We start from the raw sequence: 19,171 nt of genomic DNA on the forward strand, positions 1-19,171 counted from the left end.
GTGGTTGGGTTGCGCGGTTGGCACGGGGTGGGATGGGTGGCTGGTGCGGATTGGGCGGTCGGCTGGCGCGGGTGGGCTGGGTGGATGGCGTGGGCCTGGGGTTGTGGCTGGCGAGGTGGGGTTGGGGGCGCCGGGCGGAGGCGGGATGGGCCGCCCCCGGCCTGTCCTGCGGTCCGCCCGGCGCCGGCGGTCGCCCCTGCGCGACCGGTGCGACCGTCCCGCCCCGGGACGGTCGCGGGTGGGTGGTCAGGGGGTTCGGGTGGCGGCGCGGAGCATGTCTTCGCGGGGGACGACCTTGATGCGGGCGCGGTTCTGGGCGGCGCCGAGGGCGATCTCGTGGGCGTCGAGGCGGGACCAGGCTTCGGCGTCCACGACCACGGCGCCGTTGGCGGTGAGGTGGTTGAGGATGGCGTCGGGGTCGGTTTCCTCGGGGCCGGGGAGGGTGTCGAGATCGGCCAGCAGGCTGGCGATGGTCTCGGCGGCGTCGGACTTGGTGTGACCGATCAGGCCGACCGGGCCGCGCTTGATCCAGCCGGTCACGTACATCCCTTCGAGGGGGACGCCGTCCAGGTCGAGGATGCGGCCGCGGTCGTTGGTGATGACGCCGGCCTGGTGATCGAACGGCAGGCCCGGCAGGTGACTGGAGAGGTACCCGACGGCGCGATAAACGGCCTGGACCGGGGTGTCGACGTACTCGCCGGTGCCCTTCGCGTTCCCATCGCCCTGCAGTTGCGTGCGCTCGGTGCGCAGCCCCTCGACCCGGTCGGCGCCGAGCACCTCGACGGGCGCCTGGCAGAGGTGGATGTGGATGCGGTGCGGGGCCCCGGTCGGCTCGGCGTCGAGGTGCTTGAGCAGGGTGTCGACGACGAGCCGGGTGCTCTTGGACGCCGTGATCGCCGCCTGGCTCGCCTCGTCGATCTCGAAGCCCTCCGGGTGCACGATCACGTCGACCGACGGCGAGTGCGACAGCTCGCGCAGCTCCATCGGGGTGAACTTGATCTGCGCCGGACCGCGCCGCGCGAACACGTGGATATCCGTGGCCTGGTTGAGTTTCAGGCCCTGGTAGACGTTGTCGGCGATCTCGGTCGTGAGCTGCTCGTCGGCCGGCTTGGCCAGCATTCGCGCAACGTCCAGCGCGACGTTCCCGGCGCCGATCACCGCCACCGACTTCGCCTCCAGCGGCCACTCCCGCGGGACATCCGGGTGCCCGGCGTACCAGCTGACGAAGTCCGCGGCGCCGTGGTTCCCCGGCAGGTCGACCCCGGGGATGTCGAGCGCCCGGTCGCTGATCGCGCCGGTCGCGAAGATCACCGCGTCGTAGTGCCGGCGCAGGTCGTCGAGTTTGACGTCGACGCCGTACGAGACGTTGCCGATGAACCGGATCCGCTCGTGACCGAGCACCCGGTGCAGCGCCTTGATGATCTCCTTGATCCGCGGGTGGTCCGGCGCGACGCCGTACCGCACCAGCCCGAACGGCGCCGGCAGCCGCTCGATCAGATCGACCCGCACCGTGGGGTGCTCCTTGGTCAGAATGTCGGCGGCGTACATCCCGGCCGGGCCGGCGCCGACCACCGCAACACGCAGATCCTTCACAACAAACGCTCCAATGCTTAGGTAACCCTTACTTTACCGAGCGCAATCAGCCCTCCCCCGCCGAAGACCACGGAATGGACGTGAGTGATCTCTCGTTCAGGCGTGTTAGATTATGGTCATCATCTTTTTGACAGTGGAGGACCCCATGGAGTTGCACGGAGCGGTCGCAGTCGTGACCGGGAGTAACCGAGGGCTGGGCCGCGAGCTCGCCCGCCAACTGGTCGAGCGCGGCGCCAAGGTGTACGGCGGCGCCCGGCGCCCCGAGACCGTCGACCTCCCCGGCGTCGTCCCGCTCCAGCTCGACGTCACCGACCCGGAGTCCATCCAGCAGGCCGCCCGGACGGCGAGTGACGCCACCCTGCTGATCAACAACGCCGGCGTCTCCACCCACACCGCGCTCGTCGCGGGCGACTGGGACAACATCAAGCTCGAACTCGACACCCACCTCGTCGGCCCGCTGCTGCTGACCCGCGCCTTCGCTCCCGTCATCGAAGCGAACGGCGGCGGCGCCATCCACAACGTCGCCTCCGTGCTGTCCTGGGTGCACAACCTCGAGGCGTACGCCGCCTACAGCGTCGCCAAGGCGGCCGAATGGGCGATGACCCGCAACGTCCACGCCGAGCTGAAGCCCCGCGGGATCGAGGTCAGCTCCCTGCACGTCGGCTATATGGACACCGACATGGCCGACTACGTCCCCGCCGACCAGAAGACCGACCCCGCCGCCGTCGCCAAGTACGCTCTCGACGGCATCGCCGCCGGTGACGCCGAGATCGTCGTCGACGACTTCACCCGCGGCGTCCGCGACAGCATCTTCAAGTAGGAGGCAGGTATGGGCCGGGCGTCGAAGGCGGAGATGGCGCAGCATCGCGCGGACGTCGTACAGGCGACGGCCCGCCTGGTGCGGGAGCGTGGGAGCGCCGGGGTCAGCGTGCAGGACGTGATGTCCGAGGCCGGGCTGACCCATGGCGGGTTCTACAAACACTTCGGGTCGAAGGACGAGTTGATCGGCATCGCCGCGACGGAGGCCTTCGACGAGGTGCTGGTCCGGCTGGCGGATGCGATCGCCGCGCCGGACGGCCGGGCCCAGGTCTTGCAGGAGTATCTGTCGATCGAGCATCGCGACGACCCCGGCCAGGGCTGTGCCTGTACGGCGCTGGCCGACGACTCGATCCATGCCGGGCCGGGCAGTCCGATCCGGACGGCGTACATCGAGGGCGTCGACAAGACGCTGGAGGCGTTCCGCGCGTTCGAGCCCGGAACGGACACCCGCCGGCGGGCGATCGCCGATCTGGCGACGCTCGTCGGCGCGGTGACGCTGGCCCGGGCGACCAGCGGCACCCTGCTGTCCGAGGAGATCCTCGGGACGGTGCTCGACGAGCTGACCGAGCGGGTCAGTCCAGCTTGAACCGCAGGGCCTTGGCGGCCCGGGTCGGGACGGGGTCGGCCCAGTTCGCCGAGTAGTTGGCGCTGGTGCAGAGCGAGCGCGTCTCGAGTTTGTCGACGTAGACGATGCCGCTCAGGTGATCGGTCTCGTGCTGGACGATCCGGGCCTGCCAGCCGTCGAAGGTCTTGCGGTGCTTGCGACCGGCCGGGTCGAGATAGGTGGCGTGCACGCTGAAGTAGCGGTTCACGACGCCGGTGTAGCCGGGCATGCTCAGGCAGCCCTCGTAGAACCCGCGGCGCTTCCCGCTCGCCGCCCGGTAGACCGGGTTGATCGCGGCGAAGAACTCCAGCGGGTAGCGGTGCCGGGCCTCGACGATCTCCGGCGGCACCGGGAACTGGTCCTCCAGGACGGCGATCTGCACCGGTACGCCGATCTGCGGCGCGGCCACGCCGACGCCCGGGGCCTTGGTCATCGTCCGGCGCATCAGCGCGACGAACTCGGCCAGGACGGCGTCGTCGACCTGCCCGTCGAACGGCTCGGCGGTCTGCCGCAGCACCTGGTCGCCGAGGGACACGATCGGCGCGACGCCGTCCCCGGCGTACTTCTCGACGAGCTCCTCGATCAGGTCCTTGACGTTGCTCATGGTTCGGGTGCCAACTCCTGAGGCAGTGGGGGCGGAGGCGGCGAGCGGGACCGCCGCCGCGCCGGTCAGCAAGGTACGCCGGGTGATTCCCATGCGGATATTCAACCCTGTCGGGGGGCGGTCGGCAGCTCGAGATCGAAGGACGCGCCGCCGGCCGGCGCGGCCGACACGGACAGCGTGCCGTCGTGGGAATGCGCCAGGTCGCGCGCGATCGCCAGCCCGAGCCCGGCGCCGCCTTCGTCCCGGCTACGCGCGTCGTCGAGCCGGACGAACCGCTCGAAGATCCGCTCCCGATCGGCCTCGGGCACGCCGGGGCCGTCGTCCTGCACGCTGACGAAGGCCCGGTCGCCGGCCGCGCGGACCAGGACCCGAATCTCCTGCTGGGCGTGCCGTTCTGCGTTGTCGAGCAGGTTGCCGAAAACGCGGGCGAGTCTGGCTTTGTTGCCCAGTACAACGGGCTCGTCGTGGATGTCGAGGGTGACGTTACGCCCGGCGGTCTGCTCGCGGACGAGCTCGGCGAGCGCGATCCGCTGCGGCTCGGGGTGATCACCGGCGTCCAAACGGGCCAGGAGCAACAGATCGGCCGCGAGGTGCTGCAGCCGGACGGTGTCGGCGATCAGCTCGTCGAGCTCGAGCAGCTCGGGGTGCGCGGCGGCGACCTCGAGCTGTGTTCGCAGGGAGGCGATCGGGCTGCGCAGTTCGTGCGACGCGTCGGCGACGAAGCCGCGCTGCCGTGCAACTGAGGTCTCCAGGGCCGTCAGCGTGTCGTTCGTCGTCCGGGCCAGGCGGGCGACCTCGTCGCGCGAGTCGGGGACCGGGACGCGTCGGCGCAGATCGCGCGCGGCGGTGATCCCGGCCAGCTCGGCGCGGATCGCCTCGACCGGCGCCAGGGCGCGGCGGGTGACGAACCAGGTGACCGCGGCAACGACCGCGAGCAGCAGCGGGAGGCCGATCAACAGGGCCCGGCTGACGGTGTCGACGGCGTCCCGGGCGGTCGCCAGCTCGGCGCCGGCCTGGACTGTTGCCTCACCACCGTTGTTCGGCAAGGTGACCTTGACCGTGGCGAAGCGGAACTCGGCGGTGCGGCCGTCGACGGTCGCCGGACCGGTCGAGTACGACGCGTCGCCGTCGGCCACCCGGCCGGCCGGGGGTGTGGGAGTGTCGTTGCCGCGACCGTCGCTGTCGTCGGGGTCGTCCGGATCGTCGTCGCCGTCGTCGTCGGGGGTTGCCGTCGGTTTGGGGGTCGGCGTGGGTTTTGGCGTCGGCTTGACGGTCGGCTTCGGGACCGTGGCGCCGTCGACCGCGGACAGCCCGTCGGTCGCGGCCACAACGTTGCCCTTGGCATCGGTGATCCGGACCGGGCGCTGCTCGTCGTCCAGGTCGAGGGCGGACGGCGCCGTCCCGGCGGCCAGCTGGGAGGCGAGCTGGCGGGCGGTCAGCTCGGCCTGGAGCTGGGCCTGGCTGGCCAGGTTCGACCGCAGCAGCAGGACGACGGCGAGGCCCGCGATCACCAGCGCGATCGCGACCACGGCCGTCGCGGCGACCGTCGTCCTGGTCCGGACGGAGCCGCGCATGTCAGCCGCCGTCCCGGGCGAGGCGGTAGCCGGCGCCGCGGACGGTGGTGATCGCCTTCCGGCCGAAGGGCGCGTCGAGTTTGCGGCGCAGGGCGCTCACGTAGACCTCGATGATGTTCGGGTCGCCGTCGTACGCCGCGTCCCAGACCTGGTCGAGGATCTGGGTCTTGGAGACCACCTGACCGGCGTTGGTCGCGAGGTGTTCGAGGACGGCGTACTCCTTCGCGGTCAGCTCGATCTCGTCGTCGCCGCGGAAGACGCGGCGCGCGGCCGGGTCGACGCGCAGGTCGCCGAGCTCGATCGCGGGCTGGGCGCCCCGCGTCCGGCGGCGGAGCAGGGCGCGGATGCGGGCCAGCAGGACGACGTACGAGAACGGTTTGGTCAGGTAGTCGTCGGCGCCGGTGTCCAGGCCTTCGGCCTCGTCGAACTCGCCGTCCTTCGCGGTCAGCATCAGGATCGGGGTCTCGTCGCCGGCGGCCCGCAGGTCGGCGCAGACGCGGTAGCCGTTCCGGCCGGGGAGCATGATGTCGAGCAGGATCAGGTCGTAGCCGCCGCCCAGGGCGCGGTCGAGCCCGGTGAGCCCGTCGTACGCGACGTCCACCACGAACCCTTCGGCGGTCAGCCCCTTCGCCAGCGAGCCGGCCAGCCGTTTCTCGTCCTCGACGATCAGCAACCGCATGCCCCCAGCCTGCCAGACCCACCTGAAGCCCGCTTCAGGTTGCTTCAGGACCGCTTCAGGGTGGGTCGGCACTGTGGTGGTCGTAGCAGTTGATCCCCGATCGAAAGGCAGTCCGATGAAACGCCTGGTTCTGACTCTCACCGCCGCCGCCGCGCTGACCGCCGGGGGCGTCGCCACCGCGTACGCCGTCCAGTCGGACGACGACCGCCCGGCCAACGGGACCACCACCGCGGCGCAGGCCGTCCCGACCGGCTCGCTGACCGCGGCCAAGGCCGTCGAGCAGGCGCTCAAGGACGTGCCCGGCGGCGTCGTCACCGACGTCGACTGGGACGACACCAAGTGGGAACTCGACGTGCACACCAAAGCCGGCTGGCGCGAGCTGTCCTACGACCCCAACGGCAAGCTCCTCAGCAACCGCGCCGACACCCCCTCCGACGACCACCGCGACGACCACGACGACCGCGGCGACGACGACTGATCCTTCCTGAACCCCCTCCTGGACGAGCCGGCCGCCCCTCCGCGGCCGGCTCGTCCGGCTCCAGCAAGAAGCAGCAGCACCGCCCGCGCCCTCCCAGCCACCCCTCGCCCCCACCCCCCTCGCCCCCACACCCTCCCCGCACCACCGCCCCCCTCACCCTCCCCGCACCGGCGCGGCTCCCCCACCTCCCTTCGTCTTTCCTTCCCTTCTCCGCTCGCCCGCAGGGCGAGACGCGGTCAGCCGGCGAACCTGGGGCGGATATCGTTTGCCAGGTGTTCGACCGGCCCGAGTCCGCGCTGCAGATCGTCGTCCGGTCGCCTTTCTACCGGGCGGCGTTCGCGTCGTTGCTGATCGCCGGGATCGGGATGTCGGCGGCGACCCCGCAGCTGACGCTCTATCTGGTCCGCGATCTTGGGACGCCGCTCCCGGTGGCCGGTTTGTACTACGTCACCAACCTGGCCGCGCCTGTCGCCGGTTATCTGCTCGGCCGGCTCTCCGACCGCGGCGCCGACCGGCTGCTCTGGCTCCGGATCTGCGCCGTCGTCGGCACCCTCGGCTGGCTCGGGATGGCCGCGTCGAACGCCGTCTGGCAGCCGTTCGTGATCAGCACCGTCGTCCTGAGTATCGGCGGCGGCGCGATGGCGCAGTTGTTCGCCGCCTGCCGCGACGAGCTCAGCCGGCATCCGACCAAGGTCGACAACCGCGTCGTCGCCGCCGTCCGGATGGCCTTCACGATCGGCTGGATGCTCGGCCCGGTGCTGGGCGCCTGGTTCGGCGGCGTCTTCGGCCTCCGCGCGCTGCTCGTCGCGACCGCGGTCTGCGTGTTCGCCCAGATCATCCCCTTCGGCCGGATGCGCATCGAGCGCTACCAGAACCCGGCCCACGACCTGCGCCCGCACGACCGCCGCGAGCTGACCCGCATGCTCCCGCTGCTCGCCTTCACCGCGGTCTGCGTGCTCGCGATGACCGGGGACACCATCAAGTTCGGCTACCTGCCGATCTACATGGCCGACGACCTGCACATCTCCGACTCGGTCCGCGGCGCGGTGATCGGCATCCAGCCGCTGATCGAACTGCTGATGCTGCCCGCCGTCGCCCGTCTCGCCGACCGGTACGGCGGCCTCCCCGTGATGACCGGCGGCGCCGCCCTCGGCCTGGCCGGCAACCTCGCCTACGCCACCAGCACCGGCGTCGGCATGCTCTTCCTCGGCCAGATCCTGACCGCCGGCCTCTGGGCCTGCGTCGGCGCGATCGGCGTCTCGATCGCCCAGGACCTCTTCCCCCAAGGCGTCGGCACCGCCTCCGGCGTCTTCCTCGGCGCCATCCCCATCGGCTCCGCCATCGGCGGCGCGATCGGCGGCCTCGGCGTCGCCGCCATCGGTCTCCCCCAAGTCTTCTTCGTCCCCGCCACCCTCACCGCCCTCGCCATCCCCGGCTTCATCGCCCTCAGCCTCCACGTCCGCCCCACCCAGCACACCTGAACCCCCGGGTTCGTCGGGTGGGTCAGGCGTTGTAGCCGCCGTGGGCGACGAGGCGGAGCGCCCGCCTGCGCCGGCGAGGACGGCGATCGTCGTGGGGATCTCCTGCCGTGCTCGGCCCGCCGCGGTGTGGCGACTCGGGCGGTGTCGCCGCCGTGGGCGTCGAGGACGAGCGGCCGCTTGCGTTGACGGGGGCAGCGAGCGCGGTGGGGATCTCGGGCGGGCCGGGCTCCGGCGGTAAGGGGGATGGGGTGCGTCGGGCGTTGTTGGTGCTAGGGCGCACGGTTGGGCTGGGTAGGGGGCGGGGACTCCGGGGGCCGACTGATGGAGCGAGTCGGCTCCCGGGGGCCGCCGACCGGGTCAGGCGTTGTAGCCGCCGTGGGCGTCCAGGACGGCGCCGGTGATGTAGGTGGCGGTGGGGCCGGTGAGGAAGGCGATGGCGGCGGCTATCTCGTCGGGGTGGCCGGGGCGTTGGAGGGCGAGGGAGGAGAGGAGGGCTTGGAGGGTTTCGGGGTTGGGGGGTTGCATGCCGCCTTCCATCAGGCCGGCTTCGACGACGTTCGCGGTGATGCCGCGGCGGCCCAGGTCGCGGGCGGCGCCGAGGGTGTAGCGCTCGATGCCGGACTTGGTGGCGGCGTAGTCGGCCACGCCGGGGACGCCGACGCGGGTGCCGAGGCCGGAGCTGATCGTGACGATCCGGCCGTGGTCGCGCAGGACGCGGGCGGCGGCGCGGGTCACGGCGATCACGCCGAGGTAGTTGGTCGCGTGCATTCGGTCCAGCGCGGCGGTGTCGACGTCGGGGTCGTCGATCGTGCGGCCCTGCTCGACCCCGATCGCGGCGTTGTTGACCAGGATGTCGAGCCCGCCGTACTCCTGAACGACATCGGCGATCAGCCGCGGCGCCTGCGCGGTATCGGCCTGGTCGGACCGGATGGCGATCGCGCGCCCACCGGCCGCCTGCACCTCGTCGACGACGGCTTTCGCCCTCACCTCGGAGCTGACGTAGCTGAACGCGACGTCCGCCCCCTGCGCGGCGAGCAGCCGGACGGTCGATCGGCCGAGCCCCCGCGAGCCCCCGGTGACCAGCGCGACCTTGCCTGCGAGCGGCTTGTCCATGAACTTCCTCCATCGTAACTATTGTTGTTACATCAGATCTTGAGCGTAACAGCTTTAGTTACAATTGCAACCGTCGTAACCTTGGCAGTTGCGAGAGGAAGAGTGATGAGCGCAAACAGCAGGCTGACGATCGCGGCGCACGCGCTGGCCTGGATCGGGTTGTACCAGCGGCAGGGGCACCCGGTCGCGACGTCCGAGCAGATCGCGGACAGCGCGAACACGAACCCGGTGGTGATCCGCCGCCTGCTCGGCGAGCTGCGCGCGGCCGGGCTGGTGGAGTCGCACCGCGGCGCCGGCGCCGGCTGGACGCTGACCCGCGAGCTGGCACAGATCACCCTGCTCGAGGTGTACGACGCCGTCGACACCGGCCCGCTGTTCGCGCTCCACCGCGGGACGCCCAACCAGGGCTGCGTGGTCGGCCACGGCATCCAGCCGGCCATGACGAACATCTACGCGGGCGTCGAGGAGACCGTCCGCGAAGAGCTCCGGAAGACGACCCTGGAGGACGTCCTCCAAGCAGTGTTAGCTGCTCGCTGACTTCTTCCAACGGCGTCCAAACGCCAAGGCAGCCAAGAGCACCAGCAACAGGCCCAACGAACCTGCGCCGACGGCCAGGCCCAACGGCAGCCCGGCGGCCCGATACGTGCAGGACACCTTCGAGTCCGTGCGGTTGACACCTACCGCCATCAGACCGGCCAACTGGGTCGGCTTGCGCGGCGACTGATCGTCAACCTGACAACGCCAACCAGGTGTCCGGACGACGCCCATCACCACCTGACCGCGCGTACCGGGTTTCAGCTCGACGTCGATCGAGTGCCCGCCGACGCGAACGACCGGCGGCTCGGACGCCTTCAACACCCCCACAGCAGCCCTCAACTTACGCCGGTCAAGACAAGCAAGCGCCTCGGCCGGCAGCTGCGTCGACTCATGCACCCGCAGCTTCACATCGACCAGACCAGCCCGATCGGCCTTCCCGACTCGACGCATCGTGCCGCCGGTGTAAACCCCCGGCCGCTTCGCCACCCCGGACAGAAAACCCTTCCAGCGCACCCCGTCAACCATGGCATCACCGCTGAACTCAGGCCCGTACAGATAGACCTCATCCCCAGCCCTGCACCGCGCAACCAGCCGGAACTCCGACGGCGCCGGCGCGCCATCCGTCAGCTTGATGGTCAGCAACCCCGGACGCCGATCGCTCACGAACACCGTGCCCGGTACGTCGACCCGTGCACGCAGCTCCGGTATCGAATAGACATCCGCGCCAAGCGCGTTCTCCTGGAACCCGAACGGACCGGACGTCGTCGAGGACGCCGGCCGCATCGGCCGCACAGTCACCAGCGGAGCAACCGCCGACCGCGCCAACCGATACCCGCCACGCCCATCCGGCACCACCCGTGCCCCGACCGCGAAAACCGCGTCGACCACCGGATTACCCGGGTCGACAATCGCGCGCCCGAACGCCCAGTACCCGAAGCCGAGGTTGATCAGCTCCTGCGACAGCTCGTCCGGGATGGTCGAGCTGTAGTACTCCGGCCCTTCGCCCCCGATCAGCATCGGATCGTTGACCGTGCTGAACGCGCCCGGCGACACGCGCTGCTTCGGCCAGCCCGCGGCCGACTCGACGAGCTCCCGGGTCTGCTCCTGTTTCGGCCCCCACGGCGGGCTCGCGCTGTACCGCTCGCCGCGCTGCTTGTCGATCGCGTACGCCGAGAACGCCGTCTCGGCCAGCATCACCGCGATCAACACCCCAGCAGCGATCCGAACCGCCAGCCGCACCGGCACCCACCGCCAGACCGCCCAGACCAGCACCGCCACCAGCAGCACGATCGGTACGGCGACCCGCGTCACGGTCGTCGACATCCAGGTGTCGTTGGCGACGCCGTACAAAGCACCGACCAGGACGACGGGAATCGCGGCCGTCACCACACTGCGCACACCCGCGGTCAGCGACATCCAGCCGGCGATCACGATCATCCCGGCCAGCACGAACGCCTGCCGGAACGGGTTGCCGTTCGGGGCGTCGAAACCGTGCCAGATCTCGTGGGTGACCCGGATCTGCAGACTCGCCATCGTGATCAGGATCGCGACCGACCAGCCGATCCGCTCCCGCAGCGCGATTCGCGCGTTGAACGGGAAACTGAGGGCCAGTAGCAACAACACGGTGCCGACCGCGAGCCCCGGCGTCTTGCCGACGCCTTCGGACCCGGACAGCAGCCGGCCGAAGAAATACAGCCAGCCGATCGGGTGGAACGTCTCGTCCGGGCTCGGCCGGGCATAGCCGACCGACCGGAAGGTCGGGATCAGCAGCGGCGCGGACAGACCGATGCCGATCGCAACCACTGCCAGACACCGCAGCGCGCCGCCGAGCCGGCGTAACCAGCCACCGGCCTCCGGATCGGCGAAAACCCTCGTGATCACGACGATCGCCGCGGCGAGGGTGGCCATGTAGACGGTGTAGAAATGCGAGTACCAGAACAGGGCGATCGCGAACGGCGTGACGGCCATCGACAGCAGCGAGCGGCGTTGCCAGATCCACTCGCACAGCAACAGGATCACCGGGAACGCGACCATGCCGTAGAGCCAGGTCGTCATGTAGCCGCCGTCGTCGAGCGCCCAGCCGCAGGTCGCGTAGGCGACACCGGCGAGCGCCGCCTGCCAGGCCACGCCGGCCGGGCGCAGCAACCGCAGGTACGCCGTCATCCCGGCGGCCGCGATGGCGATCGCGGTGGCCGAGATCACGTACAGCGCAAGGTCGATCTGGTCGCGCGGGAACAGCACCACGAGCCAGGACAGCAAGGCGCCGTTGTAGGCCATGAAGTCGCCCAGGTACGGAACGCCGTACCCGCTGTTCCAGTTGAAGAGGAAGTCGCTCGGGCCTTGCCCGGTGAGCAGATCACGCAGGTGCGCATGGATCGGGACGAACTGCTGACCGAGATCGAGCACGCTCCGCGCGTGCGGCCCGAACGGGTAGCTGCCCCGCAGCATCCCGCCGGCCAGGTAGGCGGCCGCCGCGGCCAGCGCCGCGGCCACCGGCCACCCGAGCCGCCGCCACCCGGCTGCCGCCATCTCGCCATCCCCCAGTCGACTCGCGACGCACCAGGCCGGATACGCCGTGCGCACCTTATCCGACGACCCACGGCGTATCCGAAAAGTTGCCTGGCACAAGGGATTCCCGTGCCTGTTGGGGAACTGTGATCTAGTCCAGGTAGTGGAACGTGGGCCGCGGATGCATCAGGAATTCATGGTGCGAGATGTTCCACGCGTACGCCCCGGCCATCGCGAACGCGAGCCGGTCCCCCACCCGTAACTGCTCGACCGGTACGCCGGCCGCCAGCACGTCCTTCGGCGTACATAGTTGCCCCGTCACCGAAATGCGGCCCTGCGCGGCCGCCCGCGGCAGGTCCCAGGTGTACGGCCAGAGCTCCACCGGTACGACGGTGAACGGCTGACTGTGCCCTTTCGTCGCCGGTGTCCGCAGGTGATGCGTCCCACCGCGGACGACGGCGAACGCCTCCCCCTGACTGGTCTTCACATCCAGGACGTCGGTCACGTAGTACCCGCAGTACGCCGTCAGCGCGCGACCAGGCTCGATCCGCAGCCGCAGCCCTGGATGCCGAGCGAGCAGCTTGCCGAGCCCGGCGCCGAACTCGGTCCAGTCGAACAGGTTGGCCGGATCGGCGTAGTCGACCGCCATCCCACCGCCCACATTCACTTCACTCACCTGCAGCCCGTACCGATTCGCGTGCGCAACGGACCAGTCCACAATCTGTTCGCACACCGCGAGCTGCGCGGCCGCACTCAGACCGCTACCGAGGTGGGCGTGGATGCCCCGGAAGCGCATCTCCCAACCGACCGGGCCGGCCAGCAGCATCAGACACTGGTCGACGTCGGCCGGATCGACACCGAACGGGCTCGGCCGACCGCCCATGGCCAGCGCGACCGAGTCGAGCGAGCCGTCGCTGACTGGCACGTTGACCCGCAGCAGCACGTCCTGCTGCTTGCGCGCACCAGCCAACTCGTTGTTCAGGTGATAGAGCTCCTGCAGACTCTCGACGTGCCACCGATGCACTCCGGCCGCCACTCCGGCCCTGACCTCGGCAGGTGTCTTGCCAGGACCCCCGAACGCCAGGCGCGCGTCCGGGAGCACCTCGCGCACGTGGGCCAGCTCCCCCGCGCTCGACACCTCGTAACCATCAACAGCACCCTGCAGCGCTTCCAGGACGGCGCTGTCCGGGTTCGCCTTGGCTGCGTAGTACAGCTCGACACCTTCGGGCAGTGCTGCGCGCACTGCCGCCGCGTGCGCGCGCAGCGGTGCCAAGTCGTACACGTACGCCGGTAACTGGTCCGCCGGTAGCCCAGCGGCGAACTCCTCGACCGTCACTGCCGGACCGCAGCCGCAGCCAGCACGGACTCGGCAATCGGCGACGGCAGCCGGACATAGCCAGCACTCCGGTCCGGCAGGCGGCCCCAGCGCGTCAGCATGTTCGCCTTGGCCGGCAGCGGCACCCCAGCCAGCAGTGCGCTCAGCAACGGTGGCTCCCCGTGCTGCTCGGCGTACTCCGCCACTACTGCGCGCGCCTCGGCCCACAACCGGACCTCGAGCTCCGGACTGAGGTCCGCAACCGCAGCAAGCAGGTCAGAGATGTGGTTGACGAACAGGCAGTACACGACCCGGTCCCAACCGCGCTGCGCGTCGTACGTCATCGGCCCGGCCACATCCGCCGGCAGACTCGCCAGGGTGTCGCTGTGCCGCTCGTCGACCAGCTTCGTCCCCTCCAGGTCGCGGAACAGCACCTGGACCGGGTTGTCGGCGCCATCGACACCGATCAGCACATTCTGTAGATGCGGTTCCAACACGACGCCGTGGTCGAGGTACGCCGCCAGCACCGGCGGAACGAGCAGCCGCAGGTACGCCGCCCACCACTCCAGAATCCGTCCGTCGTCGGCGTCCTCGAGCAGCACCGAGATGTGCGCCGAACTGGTCGGGTACTCGTCGGCGACCGCAGCTGCCATCAACGGCGTCACACCAGGCCGCAGTACGGCGTCCAACCCGGTCCGGACGATCAGACCGAACCCTTCATAGACAGCAAGGTCCGCAGTGCCGTCTGCACCTGGCAGGGCCAGCGTGCGGTACGCCGGCTCCCGCAGGACGACGGTGCCCGGGAAGCGCGCGGACAGGTCGTCGAGCACCGGCGCCAGCAGCCGAGTGAGCGCCACGGCACCGGTCATCTCGTACGCAGCGTTCTTGCGCAGGCAGTTGGTGATGCGGATGTTCAGGCTGAACTTGAGGAACGCACCCGCGCCGGCCAGGGTCCGCACCGAGGAGGTCGGGGTGAACGGCGTACCGCCGACACCGAGGTCGAGCACGTCACCAGACGCGAGCGCGGCCTGGAACAGCGGGTTGTCGCGCAACATCGCGTACTGCCACGGGTGCGCGGGCAGCAATCGGTAGCCGACCGGCACTTCGCGCAGGCCGTCCAACAGCGCGGTCACCTCGGGGTCCAGGCTCTCCTCGGCGAGCAGACCGTCGCGAACCGCCAGATGCCGCAGCTGGAACGCAGCACGCGCCTCGGGTGCGTACGCCGTCCACTCGTCGCGGTCTTCGGTCCGGGCCTTCGGGGCCGGGTGGAACCGGTGGCCGAACAGCATGGCCTGCTCCGACTCCAGGAACCGGTCCGGACCGGCTTCACGGGTTCGGCCGAGCGCCCGGGTGACGCCCTCGTGGCTGGATTCGATCTGGGTCAGAAACTCGTCGTTCTCGATGCCGCTGCGCAGCGCGAGCTCACGGCCGACGTGGTCGGCCAGCTCGTGCCAGGTCAGCTCATCCCAGTCGGCGCCGCTCTCGGCATAGACCGGGCCGGTGAATCGATGCGCGCCGATCAGCGCCGTCCGTCGCAGCGCGACGCGCAGTACGACGCCGGCACGCGGCAGCCGGAGCAGCAGCCAGCCCCCGTCGACCGCGCTCTGGTGCTCCGGACCGGACACCTCCCGCAGCAGACAGTTGAGCAGGGTGTGGGCCACGACGTGGTTACCGCTGGGCAGTGTGGTTGCAGTCGGGGGAAGGAACTGCACTACTGACATATGTCTCTCCGAGGTCGTACGGGGACGAATGAGCAACGTGGCGGAAACGGCTGTGACCAAGGCGGCGGCGGTTCCGATCAGAACCGGCGCGGCTGCACCGAACGCACTGTTGGCGACAGCAGCGACGGCGCCGGCGGCGACCGCCCCGCCTTTGGAGAAGAATTCGACGGTACCGAACATCCGGCCGGGCGCGCGTCCTCTGGCCGCGTCGGCCGCCAGGACGGACAGACAGACCAGTCCGAGGGTCAGACCGATCCCGAGCAGCACCCGGGCGACGACGAACCAGGGCAGCGACCGGACCACCGCATGGGCTGCCAGACCCAGTGCGACGAATCCGAGGCCGGCTGTCAGCCCAGCACGCGGATGGGCGCTTATGCGTTTGTGTACGCCGCCGGCCAGCACCAGGAAGCACAGATGCGGTACGGCGAACAGAACGCCCGCGACCGCGCCGGAGGTATTCGGCAGCCGCAGCTCGATCAGCGCGATCAGGTACGGGAACGAGATGATCGTCGCGAACACGAACGCGAACTCGAACCCGTAGAGCAGCCGCAGCGTGCGCACCGGCGGCGACGGCAGCGCAGGTAAGGCCGCGACCGGCCCGGTCGCCGGGCGTGCAGCCGGCTCCGGCAGCAGGAAGAGCAGCACGGCGGCTGCAAGCGGCAGCACGGCCATGATCAGGTACTGGCGATGCGGCGAGACCCACGGGCTCAGCGAGCCGACCAGGATCGGCGCGGCGACCAGCGCGGCCCGCGCGCTGCCCTGCATCAGCGTCAGCGCCCGCGCCAACCGGTCGCCGGTCAGCGCGGCGGCGAGATAACCGTTGCTGGCGGCAAATGTTCCACCGAGGAAGCCCTGCAGGACCAGCGCGGCGGTGAAGGCGACCAGGCTGTCTGCGAACCCCGCGACCAGGAACGAGATCGACAACCCGATCTGCGCGCGCAGCAATAGCCGCTTGCGTCCGAACCGATCGGCCAACCGGCCCCAGAACGGCGCGCCGAGCGCGCTGAACACGGTCGGAACGACGTACAGCAGGCCCGCCCAGCGGCCGGTCGGATCGCCGAGCTCGGGGAGGATCTCGGTCAGGTACGGCGGCAGCCCCAGCGCGGCGAACGACGCGACGAAGTAGCAGCCCGCGATGGCCGGGACATGCCTCCGGCTGAGCCGCTGGCGATTCGGTCGGGTGACCGGAGTCGCTGCGGCGAGGGTTTCGACGCTCATCGACCGGTCGCCGCCAGGTGCAGGTAGTTCGGTCCGGTGGTGTAGTGCTTGTTGATGTCCGCCGCGCCGGAACGCTGCTTGCTGAGCAGGGTGCCTGCGGTGACCATCGCCTTCACCGGCAGCCGGTCCGCGTCGAGCAGGTCGGCGCGCAGGGCGGCACCGGCCGGGCCGAGGCGATCGACGGCCTCGATCAGCCGAGTCCGCAGGACACCGAGGGTTTTCTCCAATGGGACGTCGAGCGCGAAGGCGAGGGACGCCGTACAGAGGTGGCCGGTGATGGTGGTGAACAGGTCGGTGAGCGCCCGGTCGTCGTCGCCGAACATCCGTGGGTCGGTGAAGTCGCCGCGCGCCTCCGCGGCCGCACCCAGCTCAGATCGGCGACGGTTGATCCGGAGTCCGTCGTTGTCCTTGTAGAGCAGCCGCAGGTCGCCCGTGCCGTCGAAGACGACCGACGTGTTCTGCTGGTGCGACTCGATGGCGATCCCGTAGCCGAAAAGGGTTGTCTGCCAGTCGAGCAGCAGGGTGACGAACGCGTCGTAAAGACCGAGCAGGTCGCCACCGTAGAAGCGGTCGGCCAGATGCTCGACGACGCGACGACCGTCGGGTGCGGATGCGGTGAAGGCGGCGAGCGGGACGGTGAGCACGTCGTCCAGGCCCTCGGGGTACTGCCGGAGCAGGACGGCGAGCAACTCGTGGCCGCTCTCGAAGTAGGTCTGCTCGTCGGCGTTCAGGACCGTGGTCGCGAACCGCGGCTCGCGGGCGATCACCGCCGCCATCAGGCGCTCGCCGCCGGCGCCGTCGACGAGGACGCCGGCCTTGATCGTCCGCCGGTTCCGGGCGCCCAGAGTTGCTGTTGCCAAGGGCAACTTCAGGTGCCGGCGCGGGTCCTGGACGACGGCGACGGTCCGGGTCGACAAGGTCGGGACGACGTCGAGGTACGGCCGCGGCGCGGGAACGCAGTCCAGTTCGGTGACGTCGGTGAGCGGGTGCACCGGGATCAGGTGCTGGTCGGTGAGCTCGGGCAGACCGACGTCGGCCGCGGTCGGCCACCAGGACGGCCAGGCAACCTCCGGCGTACCGGAAACGGCGATCCAGCGGAGCTGGAAGGTCGGGTGCAGCTCGGGGGTGTAGGCGCGGACTTGGTCGGGCGTGAAGCCGATGCGGCCGCGAGCGGTCGGGTAGACGGGGTGATCGTGGAAGGCAGCAAGGGTGTCGAAAGCCACCGACGCTTGCAGACCGGTCCACTGCATCGGGTCGTCTCCGTAGCGGGTGGCCAGCGCGGCGCGGACATCATCCTGGATCTCGTCATGCAGCTCCATCGTCACGAGCGTCTGCCGGCACTCATCGGCGAAGGTTTCGTAACCGCCGCGATCCTCGGGGTCGGCGAGCTCCTGCAGAACGCCGAGGATGTCGTCGAGTCGCGTGAACTCGGAGCCGTCGACCTCGAGGACCGGGCGACGGGCGGCGTACTCGCACTGGAAGTTGTCCTCGGCAACAGGGAGCGCGAGCGCGCGGCCGCCCAGGTTGACCTGCACCCAGCGGCCGTCGGCGCGTTCGACGACCGCGCCGAGCGTCCGCAGGCCGAGCACGTCCTCGCGGAGCAGGGTCGACAGCACCCGGATCGTCAACGTTGTGGCGGAGCTCACGGCGTGATCTCCCAGACGTTCTCGCGAACGAACTCCGCGACGATCCGATGCACGGCGTCCCGGTCCGGGCCGATGGCCTGGATGACGCCGAGGTAGTCCCGGTTGGTCGTGTAGAGCGGGTGCGTCGCGCCGAGCTCGCGGAAGGTCCGGTAGGAGAGCGCGATGCCGTCGACGGTCCGGTCGAACGGCTCCGGGGCGGCGGTCAGCGTGCCGGAGCGGTCGGCGCAGAGGTAGTAGCTGTACGACGTCAGGTCGGCCCGCGCGCCGAGGTCGGCCGGGAGCGGCTCACCGAGGTGGATCCGCAGCACCTGTTCGAAGTACGGGATGCCGAGCAGCTGGACGAGCGCGAGATCGAGCCGATCGCCGATCGAGCGGTAGTTGACCTCGATCAGCCGGGCCCGGCCGTCGGCCTGGACGACGAACTCGGTGTGACAGGCGCCGAAACCGACGCCGAGCGCGTCGAGCTCGGCGAGCACCTGGTCGGTCACCGCGGCCGGGTGCGCGCCGACGAACTCCAGCGACTCCTCGATGAAGGCCGGCGGCGGGGAGACCGCCGTCCGGAATCCGCCGAGCACCTGCCGGGTGGTGGCATCGCCGAGCGTTTCGAGCGTGTGCAGCTCACCGGCGAGGAACTCTTCGAGCAGCAGCGCCGCGCCCGTCCGTCGTTGCTGGACGGCCCGGACGAACTCGATCAGCTCAGCGCGGCCGGCGACGAGTGCGACGTCCTCGCTGGCCACGCCCTCACGCGGTTTCACGACCACGGGGAACGGGATGCCGGTGAGCGTCTCCGGATCTTGGTCCGGTGCGAGCTCCGCCGTCCAGACCGTGTCGAGGCCGGATTCGTTCAGGATGCGGCGGGTTTCCGCCTTGTTCTTGGCGCGGAACGCGGCCTGCCAATTCTTACCGGGGAGGCCGAAGTACTGCGCGGCGAGCGCGGTCTGCGCCTGCAGATGATCGCTGTTGCTGAAGATCGCGTCCGGCCGGTGGTGGCCCGCGATTTCGCCGATCACGGCCCGGAAATCGCGGACGTCGCAGGCGCGCAGCTCCGGCGGGTTCGGCAGCCCTTCGTACGCCGAAGCGTGCGCGGCGACCGAATCGGTCAGCAGGGTCACGTCGAGGCCGAGCCGCGCGGCCGCCGGGAGGAAGCCTTCGGTGACGGAATCGGTCGGGTTGAGCGCGAGCACGTACAGCCGCATACCGAACGATTCCTCCTGAAGAGTGCCGGACCAGAACACTCTCGATCCTCTTCGGTAAGGCTACCCTTAGTCAATCGCCGTCCAC

At 70.2% G+C, this 19,171-nt stretch carries 15 protein-coding genes; 5 read left to right on the plus strand and 10 right to left on the minus strand.

The features are described from left to right. Positions 1–246: 246 nt before the first annotated feature. Positions 247–1,593 (minus strand): FAD-dependent oxidoreductase, encoded by a 1,347-nt coding sequence (locus HPO96_RS05895; RefSeq protein ID WP_171671637.1) that lies wholly within the window; start codon positions 1,591–1,593, stop codon positions 247–249. A gap of 145 nt (positions 1,594–1,738) precedes the next feature. On the opposite strand from HPO96_RS05895, the gene HPO96_RS05900 reads away from it, so the two are divergent. After that, on the plus strand, positions 1,739–2,413 hold the full coding sequence (locus HPO96_RS05900; protein ID WP_171671639.1) for an SDR family oxidoreductase: 675 nt from the start codon (positions 1,739–1,741) through the stop codon (positions 2,411–2,413). 9 nt (positions 2,414–2,422) lie between these two features. After that, positions 2,423–2,998, plus strand: a complete 576-nt coding sequence (locus HPO96_RS05905) for a TetR/AcrR family transcriptional regulator (RefSeq protein WP_171671641.1) — start codon at positions 2,423–2,425, stop codon at positions 2,996–2,998. Here the strand turns inward: HPO96_RS05905 and HPO96_RS05910 are convergent. Genes HPO96_RS05910 through HPO96_RS05920 form a run of 3 tightly spaced genes read right to left on the minus strand, consistent with a single transcriptional unit; the run spans position 2,985 to position 5,873 of the window. Then, positions 2,985–3,713, minus strand: a complete 729-nt coding sequence (locus tag HPO96_RS05910; RefSeq protein WP_238354703.1) for a peptide deformylase — start codon at positions 3,711–3,713, stop codon at positions 2,985–2,987. The genes HPO96_RS05905 and HPO96_RS05910 overlap by 14 nt on opposite strands. Positions 3,714–3,721: 8 nt before the next feature. Continuing rightward, the gene (locus HPO96_RS05915) at positions 3,722–5,194 is read right to left on the minus strand and encodes a sensor histidine kinase (protein ID WP_171671643.1); all 1,473 of its coding nucleotides are present in this window, start codon (positions 5,192–5,194) and stop codon (positions 3,722–3,724) included. A gap of 1 nt (position 5,195) precedes the next feature. After that, positions 5,196–5,873, minus strand: a complete 678-nt coding sequence (locus HPO96_RS05920; protein WP_171671644.1) for a response regulator transcription factor — start codon at positions 5,871–5,873, stop codon at positions 5,196–5,198. Positions 5,874–5,988: 115 nt separating this feature from the next. Here HPO96_RS05920 and HPO96_RS05925 point away from each other — a divergent pair, with 115 nt between their 5' ends. Together HPO96_RS05925 and HPO96_RS05930 are read left to right on the plus strand one after the other, a co-directional pair. Beyond that, positions 5,989–6,351 carry a hypothetical protein gene (locus HPO96_RS05925; RefSeq protein ID WP_171671646.1) on the plus strand — a complete coding sequence of 121 codons (363 nt, stop codon included), beginning with the start codon at positions 5,989–5,991 and terminating at the stop codon, positions 6,349–6,351. Positions 6,352–6,623: 272 nt separating this feature from the next. Beyond that, on the plus strand, positions 6,624–7,832 hold the full coding sequence (locus tag HPO96_RS05930) for an MFS transporter (RefSeq protein WP_171671648.1): 1,209 nt from the start codon (positions 6,624–6,626) through the stop codon (positions 7,830–7,832). Between the two features lie 357 nt (positions 7,833–8,189). Here HPO96_RS05930 and HPO96_RS05935 read toward each other — a convergent pair whose 3' ends face one another. Further along, the gene (locus HPO96_RS05935) at positions 8,190–8,945 is read right to left on the minus strand and encodes an SDR family NAD(P)-dependent oxidoreductase (RefSeq protein WP_171671649.1); all 756 of its coding nucleotides are present in this window, start codon (positions 8,943–8,945) and stop codon (positions 8,190–8,192) included. Between the two features lie 105 nt (positions 8,946–9,050). Between HPO96_RS05935 and HPO96_RS05940 the strand changes: the two genes are divergently transcribed. Further along, positions 9,051–9,482: an Rrf2 family transcriptional regulator gene (locus tag HPO96_RS05940; protein WP_171671651.1), complete on the plus strand. Its 432-nt coding sequence runs from the start codon at positions 9,051–9,053 to the stop codon at positions 9,480–9,482. On the opposite strand, the gene HPO96_RS05945 is transcribed toward HPO96_RS05940, so the two are convergent. From HPO96_RS05945 to HPO96_RS05970, 5 genes are all read right to left on the minus strand, one after another. Beyond that, entirely contained in the window at positions 9,468–12,011 is a 2,544-nt protein-coding gene (locus tag HPO96_RS05945; protein WP_171671653.1) for a YfhO family protein, read from the minus strand. The genes HPO96_RS05940 and HPO96_RS05945 overlap by 15 nt on opposite strands. Positions 12,012–12,141: 130 nt before the next feature. Further along, a complete protein-coding gene (locus tag HPO96_RS05950; protein ID WP_171671655.1) occupies positions 12,142–13,326 on the minus strand; it encodes an alanine racemase in 1,185 nt (394 codons plus the stop codon). Further along, positions 13,323–16,244 (minus strand): MFS transporter, encoded by a 2,922-nt coding sequence (locus tag HPO96_RS37540; protein ID WP_202885510.1) that lies wholly within the window; start codon positions 16,242–16,244, stop codon positions 13,323–13,325. The genes HPO96_RS05950 and HPO96_RS37540 overlap by 4 nt, the downstream gene beginning before the upstream one ends. Continuing rightward, positions 16,241–17,890 (minus strand): IucA/IucC family protein, encoded by a 1,650-nt coding sequence (locus tag HPO96_RS05965; protein WP_202885511.1) that lies wholly within the window; start codon positions 17,888–17,890, stop codon positions 16,241–16,243. Before HPO96_RS05965 ends, HPO96_RS37540 begins: the two co-directional genes overlap by 4 nt. Further along, on the minus strand, positions 17,887–19,086 hold the full coding sequence (locus tag HPO96_RS05970) for an ATP-grasp domain-containing protein (RefSeq protein ID WP_171671657.1): 1,200 nt from the start codon (positions 19,084–19,086) through the stop codon (positions 17,887–17,889). The genes HPO96_RS05965 and HPO96_RS05970 overlap by 4 nt, the downstream gene beginning before the upstream one ends. Between the last annotated feature and the right edge of the window lie 85 nt (positions 19,087–19,171).

This window comes from Kribbella sandramycini (genome assembly GCF_013131805.1).
GTDB lineage: Bacteria > Actinomycetota > Actinomycetes > Propionibacteriales > Kribbellaceae > Kribbella > Kribbella sandramycini.

Excerpts from the sequence above, each read along its gene's own strand:
- HPO96_RS05945 (WP_171671653.1), bottom strand. The coding sequence starts at position 12,011 with ATGGCGGCAGCCGGGTGGCGGCGGCTCGGGTGGCCGGTGGCCGCGGCG.
- HPO96_RS05935 (WP_171671649.1), bottom strand. The coding sequence starts at position 8,945 with ATGGACAAGCCGCTCGCAGGCAAGGTCGCGCTGGTCACCGGGGGCTCG.
- HPO96_RS05970 (WP_171671657.1), bottom strand. The coding sequence starts at position 19,086 with ATGCGGCTGTACGTGCTCGCGCTCAACCCGACCGATTCCGTCACCGAA.
- HPO96_RS05910 (WP_238354703.1), bottom strand. The coding sequence starts at position 3,713 with ATGGGAATCACCCGGCGTACCTTGCTGACCGGCGCGGCGGCGGTCCCG.
- HPO96_RS05900 (WP_171671639.1), top strand. The coding sequence starts at position 1,739 with ATGGAGTTGCACGGAGCGGTCGCAGTCGTGACCGGGAGTAACCGAGGG.
- HPO96_RS05940 (WP_171671651.1), top strand. The coding sequence starts at position 9,051 with ATGAGCGCAAACAGCAGGCTGACGATCGCGGCGCACGCGCTGGCCTGG.
- HPO96_RS05920 (WP_171671644.1), bottom strand. The coding sequence starts at position 5,873 with ATGCGGTTGCTGATCGTCGAGGACGAGAAACGGCTGGCCGGCTCGCTG.
- HPO96_RS05905 (WP_171671641.1), top strand. The coding sequence starts at position 2,423 with ATGGGCCGGGCGTCGAAGGCGGAGATGGCGCAGCATCGCGCGGACGTC.
- HPO96_RS37540 (WP_202885510.1), bottom strand. The coding sequence starts at position 16,244 with ATGAGCGTCGAAACCCTCGCCGCAGCGACTCCGGTCACCCGACCGAAT.
- HPO96_RS05915 (WP_171671643.1), bottom strand. The coding sequence starts at position 5,194 with ATGCGCGGCTCCGTCCGGACCAGGACGACGGTCGCCGCGACGGCCGTG.
- HPO96_RS05925 (WP_171671646.1), top strand. The coding sequence starts at position 5,989 with ATGAAACGCCTGGTTCTGACTCTCACCGCCGCCGCCGCGCTGACCGCC.